The organism is Streptomyces spongiae (assembly GCF_009377185.1).
Classification (GTDB): Bacteria; Actinomycetota; Actinomycetes; order Streptomycetales; family Streptomycetaceae; genus Streptomyces; species Streptomyces spongiae.
The window spans coordinates 1-5,613 of sequence record NZ_VJZC01000626.1 but is presented as its reverse complement, the minus strand read 5'-3'; the positions used below and the strand labels follow the sequence as shown (position 1 = coordinate 5,613).

Genomic DNA, 5,613 nt, shown 5'->3' with positions numbered 1-5,613 from the left:
GCGGCGAGGTGGGCGAGGACGGGGGCCATCAGCGAGATGGCGTTGACCGCGTCCTCGGGGCGCGAGCTGTGCCCGGCCCGCCCGTGGGTGCGCACGGTGTAGCGCACGACGCCCTTGTGGGCGGTGGCCGGGACGAGCCCGGTGGGTTCGCCGACCAGCGCGCCGACGACCGGGCGGTCCCCCAGTGTGTTCAGCAGGTGCAGGACACCCCGGTAGTCGTGCTCCTCGTCGCAGACCCCGGCGAGGACGACCGTGTACGGCGGGGGCTCGCCACGGGCGAGTTCGACGGCGGCCAGCATGAACGCGCCGAGCGGCCCCTTGGCGTCGCAGGCGCCCCGCCCGTACAGCCGGCCGCCGCGGACCTCGCCCTCGTACGGCGGCACGGTCATGCCGTCCGTCTCCACCGTGTCGAGGTGCGTTTCGAGGAGCACGGCCGCCGCGCTGCGCCCCGGCACCACGGCGACCACGTTGCACCGCCCGGGCAGCACCTCGTGCAGCTCGGCGTGTACGCCGTGCCGGGCCAGCCAGTCGCGCACGTACTCGGCGACCGCTGTCTCGCCCCCGTCGCCCGGCGCGTTCCGGGGGTTGACGCTGGGGATGCGTACGAGGTCCCGTACGAGCGGGGTGGCCTGGTCCCTCATGTGCGGCGCTCCCTCGCGTAGACCAGCAGCAGGCCGATGATCAGGATGCCGAGGACGACCTGGCGTACGCCCTCCGAGAGGTTCCACGAGGTCAGCAGCGCGGTGAGGAGGGTGAGCAGCAGGGCGCCGCCGACCGTGCCGAGGAGGTGACCGCGGCCGCCGAGGATGGAGGTGCCGCCGAGCACGACGGAGGCTATGGACAGCAGCTGGTACGGGTTGCCCATGGTCAGCGAGCTGGTGCCGGTGAAGCCCAGCAGCACCAGTCCCGCCACTCCGGCGAGCAGGGCGCAGGAGACGTACGCGGTGAACGCCGTGGCGCCGAGCGGGACGCCGGAGGCCCGGGCGGCATCGTGGCCGGCGCCGAGGGCGAAGGCGTACCGGCCGGTCCGGGACAGGTGCAGCAGCCAGAAGGCGACGGCCGCGACGCCCAGCCACAGGACGAACGCCCAGGGGACGCCCAGCAGCCGGTCGTTGGCGAGCGAGTCCAGCAGCGGCACATGCGCCGAGCTGGGCGATCCGTTCGTGTACACGAGCAGGGCGCCGGAGAGGATCGTGCCGGTGGCGAGCGTCATCACCATCGGCGGCACCCGCAGCCACACCACGCCGCCCGCGTTCACGGCCCCGACGAGCGCGCTCAGCAGCAGCGCCACCGTGATGCCGGTCGCACCGCCTCCCGTACCGGAGGCGACCTTGGCGCAGACGACCGCGGACAGGGCGACGACTCCGGACACCGACAGGTCGATGCCGCTCATCATGACGACCAGGGTCTGGCCGACCGCGACGATGCCCAGGAACGACGCCGTCTGCACGAGGTAGCGGAAGTTGGCGACGCTGTCGAAGCCGTGGGCGAAGAGGATCGCCGCGAGCCAGGTGACGGCGAGCACGCCGAACGCCCACACGGGCCGGCTGCCGCGCAGCGCGGCCACGGACACTAGGCCGCTCATTCGGCCGCCTCCCTCGTGAGGTACGTCTTCAGGGCGAGCGCCACCACGAGGATCACTCCCTGCACGACGAGCTGGTAGAAGGGCGAGATCCCGGTGAACAGCAGCAGGTTGGTGAGCAGGCCGATGACCAGCGCGCCCAGGACCGTGCCGCGCATCCTCCCGACGCCGCCGAAGAAGCTGATGCCGCCGAGGACGGAGGCAGCGATGGAGTTGAGCGTGTAGGGCGTGCCGATCGTCGGGTCCGCCGAACCGGTCTGGATGGCGAGCCCGATCCCGGCGAGCCCGGTGAACGCGCCCGCCAGCGCGTAGCCGCCGATCTTCACCCCACGGGTGTGCAGTCCGCTGGCGTAGGCGCCGTGCTCGTTGCCGCCCACGGCGTAGAGGGCGAGCCCGTGCCGGGTGGTGCGCAGGAGTTTCCAGAGGCCGAGCGCCACGGCGACGGCGACCGCGGGGAGCGCGATCCCGTACCAGCCGTTGTTGTACGCCTCCACGAGCCCGGCCGGGACATGTCCGCCGGGCTGTGGCAGGACGACGAGGGTGACACCGCCCCACAGGAACGACGCGGCGAGCGTCACGACGATCGGGGGCAGACCGGCGTAGGCCACGAGGGCCCCGTTGACCGCGCCGGCCGCGACGGCCACGCACAGGGCGAGCGCCATGGCCGTCACCACGTCGCCCGCGCCCCGCGCCTCGTAGGTGGCGAAGACGGCCATGGCGAGCCCGAGCACGGCCCCCAGCGAGAGGTCGATCCCGCCGAGCAGCATCACGGTGGTCTGCCCGGCGGCGGCCAGGATCAGGGGCAGGAACTGCGCGGACAGGATGGTGACGGTGGCGGGGCTGAGCAGGCTGGAGTCGTAGTGCTGGTAGGCGACGAGCAACACCAGCAACAGGGCGAGCAGACCGAGGAGATCCGTGTTCCCCCGGGCCGCGACGGTGATCCGCTCACGCATGGGTCACGCTCCCGGAAGGGTCGGGACGGTCACTGTCATCGATGTCGTTGACGAGTTCCTCGGCGAGAAGAACCGTTTTCTCACCGCTCGGGTCGTCAGCCTGTTCCTCGGGCTGTTCGTCGCTCTCCGTCGCCGTGCCCATCACCGATGCCCGTACCAGGCGTTCCTCGGTCAGGGCGGAACCGGTGAGGCGGTCCACGACCCTGCCCTCGTACAGCACGGCCACCTCGTCGCACAGGCCGACGAGCTCCATGGTGTCTCCGGAGGTGACGAGGACGGCGAGACCGTCGTCGGCGAGGCGGCGCAGGAGGTGGTAGATCTCGCGTTTGGTGCCGATGTCGATGCCGCGGGTGGGTTCGGCGAGCAGGAGGACGCGGGGGTCGGTCGGCAGCCATTTGGCCAGGGCCACCTTCTGCTGGTTGCCACCGGACAGACGGCGGGCCTCCTGCGCCGGTGATGCGGCCTTGATGCGCAGCCGGTCGGTCAGGTCGGCGACCAGCCGTGTCTCCGCCGTACGCGAGACGGTCGTGAGGCGATTGGCGGGGGCGAGGGTGCGCAGGCTGGGCAGGGCGAGGTTGTCGCGTACGCTGCGCGCGGTGTGGACGCCCTCGGTCTTGCGGTCCTCGGGGACGTACGCGATGCGGTGCCGGATCGCCTCACGGGGAGAGGAGAGCCGTACCCTCCGCCCGTCGAGCGTGATCTGCCCCGTGTGCCGGTCCAGGCCGAACAGGGCGCGCAGCACCTCGCGTTGGCCCTGACCCTGCAGACCGCCGAGGCCGAGGATACGGCCGGGTACGAGGTCCAGGTCGACGGAGGAGCACGCGCGGGGGACGGTCAGGTCCCGTGCCTGGAGCAGCGGGGCGACGGGGTCGGCCACCGGGTCGGCGGCGGCCTTCTCGGGGAACAGGTCCGACAGCTCCCGGCCCACCATCAGGCGCACGATGTCGTCGTGGTCCGTCCGTTCCCGCTCCCGGGTCGCCATGACCGCCCCGTCCTTGAGGACCGTCAACCGGTCGCTGACCGCGAAGAGCTCAGCCATGCGGTGGCTGACGAGGATCACGGAGCCACCCTGGTCGCGCAGTTCGCGGACGACGCGGAAGACGGCGCCCACCTGGTCCTCGTCGAGCGCCGAGGTGGCCTCGTCCAGGATCAGGAGGCGGGGCTCGCCCGCCAGCGCCTTCGCCAGTTCGACCAGTTGCTGGCGGCCGAGGGGCAGCCGCCCGGCCCGGGTGCGCGGGTCGACGTCGAGGCCGACCCTCTCCAGCAACGGCCGGGCCCGCGCGACAAGATCACGGGTCCGCACCAGCCCGCGCCGGCTGGGCCAGGCGCCGAGAAAGACGTTCTCCGCGACGCTCTGGTGCGGGTTGAGGCTCAGCTCCTGGTGGACCGACCCGATCCCGGCCGCCCGGGCGCGGTGCGGCGACCACGCCCGGGGTACGGGAGCGCCGTCGTGGACGACCCGGCCGGAGTCGGGCGCGAGGAGCCCGGTGACCAGGGAGAGCACGGTGGACTTGCCGGCGCCGTTCTCGCCGACGAGCGCCAGCACCTCGCCGGGCTCGACCGTGAAGCTCACCTCCTTGAGCACCTGGTTCCCCGCGAACGACTTCGACACCTGTTCCACGCTCAGCAGCGGTGCCATGGTCACGTGTCTCACTTACCGATGAGCTTGTCGATCTGGGCCTGCGGCAGCTCGTTGATGGGGTACGAGTCGTCCGGCTGGTCCGTCTTCACGTACTCGGAGAGGTTGTCGTCGGTGATCTCGGGCAGCGGGACGGTGACGTCCTGCGGCACCTTCACGCCCTCCAGCTTGGCGACAGCCGCCTCCAGGGCGATCACACCGAGGTAGTTGGGCTGGGCGGTGGCGATGGAGGAGAAGCCGTCCTTCTGCTTGGACTTCCACATCTTCAGGAAGCCGTTGTAGTTCTCACCCGTGATGGGGACGAGCTTCTTGTCGTCCTTGATCAGGGTCTGCAGCGCGGCGGCGGACAGCGCGCCTCCCTGCGAGAACACGCCGTCGATGTCCGGGTTGGCGGAGTAGGCGGAGGCGAAGGACTGGGCGGCGGGGGCGATGTTGTACTCGCTGTGCAGGTTACTGACGATCTTGATGTTCGGGTACTTCTTGAAGACCGCCTCGGCACCGGCCCAGCGGTCCTCGCTGACGGCGACGCCGGCCGGGCCGTTCATGGCGATGATGCTGCCCTTGCCGTCCAGCTTCTTGGCCAGCCACTCGGCCATCATCGAGCCCCAGGCCTTCTGGTCCGTGCCGACCCGGACGACCTTCTTGCTGGTCGGCAGCGAGTCGAACGCGACGACGGTGATGCCCGCGGCCACGGCCTGTTCGAGGGCCGGGTTGAGCGCGGTGGCGGAGCCGGCGTCGACGAGGATCACGTCGTACTTCTGCTGGATCATCGCCCGGATCTGCGAGATCTGCTGCGAGGTGTCGCCGTTCGCGTTGAAGGTCTTGAACGAGGAGACCTTGCCCGCCGCCTTCAGCTTGGTGACGTCGGTCTGCATCATCTTCAGGGTCTGCTGCATCCACGAGGGAGTCAGGTAGATGGTCGACCAGCCGACCTTGAGGTCCTTGGCAGCCGAGGCGCTCTCACCGCTCTTGGCGGAGTCGCTGTCGGACTGGACGTTGCACGCGCTGACACCGACCAGCGCGCACAGGGATGCTGCCACTGCCACCACACCACGTACGGGGCGTGTGTTCATCGTTGCTCCTCGGTTCCCTCGTGAGGTGCCCGGGCCGGGCACATGGCCCGGGCGGTGAGTAGGGAGCGGCCTGTTTCACCAGACCCGCGCCACTGATCATCACTGGTCGGGGTGGGGGGCGCTTCGCCGGGTGAGGACCGGCCTGTTGAGAGGGCAACGTAGAGGCGCACGTGGCCGCGCACCACGTCTGCACCACAGAATTTCACATTGCACAACACGGCAGCTCGGAGCGGTGCCACGACGGGTTTTCGGCGTCACCGGGCCGACCCGGAACCGTTACCGTAACGTGCCCTGCGCCTGCCGGTTCCCATCCCGTGGGGTCCCCCCAGACCCCGCGGGGGGCCAGGGCTGGGGAGTGCGTGCGGG

The 5,613-nt window shown here is 70.8% G+C and carries 5 protein-coding genes; all 5 read right to left on the bottom strand.

What is annotated here, in order from left to right; all coding sequences use genetic code 11:
* A partial coding sequence (locus FNH08_RS43210) for a M20/M25/M40 family metallo-hydrolase (RefSeq protein ID WP_152776985.1) occupies window positions 1-641 on the bottom strand: 641 nt, incomplete at its 3' end.
* Complete coding sequence (locus tag FNH08_RS43205) at window positions 638-1,585, bottom strand: ABC transporter permease (RefSeq protein WP_152776984.1); 948 nt, start codon at window positions 1,583-1,585, stop codon at window positions 638-640. The genes FNH08_RS43210 and FNH08_RS43205, both read right to left, overlap by 4 nt.
* Entirely contained in the window at window positions 1,582-2,535 is a 954-nt protein-coding gene (locus tag FNH08_RS43200) for an ABC transporter permease (RefSeq protein WP_152776983.1), read from the bottom strand. Before FNH08_RS43200 ends, FNH08_RS43205 begins: the two co-directional genes overlap by 4 nt.
* Window positions 2,528-4,174 (bottom strand): sugar ABC transporter ATP-binding protein, encoded by a 1,647-nt coding sequence (locus FNH08_RS43195; protein ID WP_152776982.1) that lies wholly within the window; start codon window positions 4,172-4,174, stop codon window positions 2,528-2,530. Before FNH08_RS43195 ends, FNH08_RS43200 begins: the two co-directional genes overlap by 8 nt.
* An 11-nt stretch (window positions 4,175-4,185) precedes the next feature.
* A complete protein-coding gene (locus FNH08_RS43190) occupies window positions 4,186-5,247 on the bottom strand; it encodes an ABC transporter substrate-binding protein (RefSeq protein ID WP_152776981.1) in 1,062 nt (353 codons plus the stop codon).
* Window positions 5,248-5,613 lie beyond the last annotated feature (366 nt).

What these genes read in the sequence shown, in the direction of transcription:
- FNH08_RS43205 (WP_152776984.1), bottom strand. Translation starts at nt 1,585, where the DNA reads ATGAGCGGCCTAGTGTCCGTGGCCGCGCTGCGCGGCAGCCGGCCCGTG.
- FNH08_RS43200 (WP_152776983.1), bottom strand. Translation starts at nt 2,535, where the DNA reads ATGCGTGAGCGGATCACCGTCGCGGCCCGGGGGAACACGGATCTCCTC.
- FNH08_RS43195 (WP_152776982.1), bottom strand. Translation starts at nt 4,174, where the DNA reads ATGGCACCGCTGCTGAGCGTGGAACAGGTGTCGAAGTCGTTCGCGGGG.
- FNH08_RS43190 (WP_152776981.1), bottom strand. Translation starts at nt 5,247, where the DNA reads ATGAACACACGCCCCGTACGTGGTGTGGTGGCAGTGGCAGCATCCCTG.